This window comes from Burkholderia sp. GW821-FHT14F03, assembly GCF_058803765.1.
On sequence record NZ_JBXAPG010000143.1, the window covers coordinates 1 to 691 of the forward strand.

A 691-nucleotide genomic window follows, 5' to 3' on the forward strand; every position below is an offset into this window, starting at 1 on the left:
CGTGGCGGCGGCGCGAAACGCGGATGGTCGTCGGTGTCGAGGATCAGTTCCCAGACCCAGTTCCGCTCGACGGCCGGCATCAACGCATGGTCGGCCTGCTGGAGCGGATCGGTGTCGGTCAGGTCGGCGCGCTGCGCCGCGAAGGCCGTCAGCATGCCGACGTCGATGGGCTCGTCCGCGTCCTTGAACGCGGCGATCAGCGTCGCCGGGCTGTCGTCGAGCACGTAGTCGGTGCGGATCGCGCCGTTCCACCACAGCACGCCGAGGTCGTGGTCCGGCAGCAGCCAGATGGTCTGCTGCCGCAGCGGCACCGGCTCGACGCCCGCCCGGTTCCCGCGCAGGATCATCGCCACCGCCGTCAGGCGCGGCAGCGCACCCACGCACCCTTCGCCGCGCGGGCCGAAGCCGCCGAGCTCGAAGCGGGCGCCCGGCGTCCAGCTGTCGTGACGCGACCATTGGTCCGGCGCGGCCAACTGGAAGTAGCGCAGGTCGACGTGTTCCGGCCAGCCCATGTGCGTGCCGTCGCGCGCCATCGCCTCGGCCGTGCCCGGCCGGCTCGGCATCCATTGGTGACGCTCGGGCCAGTCGCTGCCGAGCGCGCCCATCGCGGCCAGCGGGTCCGGCCCGACGCCGAGCGCGCCCACGCGCTGCAGCGGCGCGGAACCCGACGCCCGGCCGAGCGGGTTCTCGC

1 protein-coding gene is annotated in these 691 nt (G+C 74.0%); it reads right to left on the bottom strand.

What is annotated here, in order from left to right:
• Nucleotides 1–691 (bottom strand): DUF2169 domain-containing protein (locus AC1RQF_RS33415; RefSeq protein WP_492874412.1); only part of this gene is annotated, 691 nt, incomplete at both ends.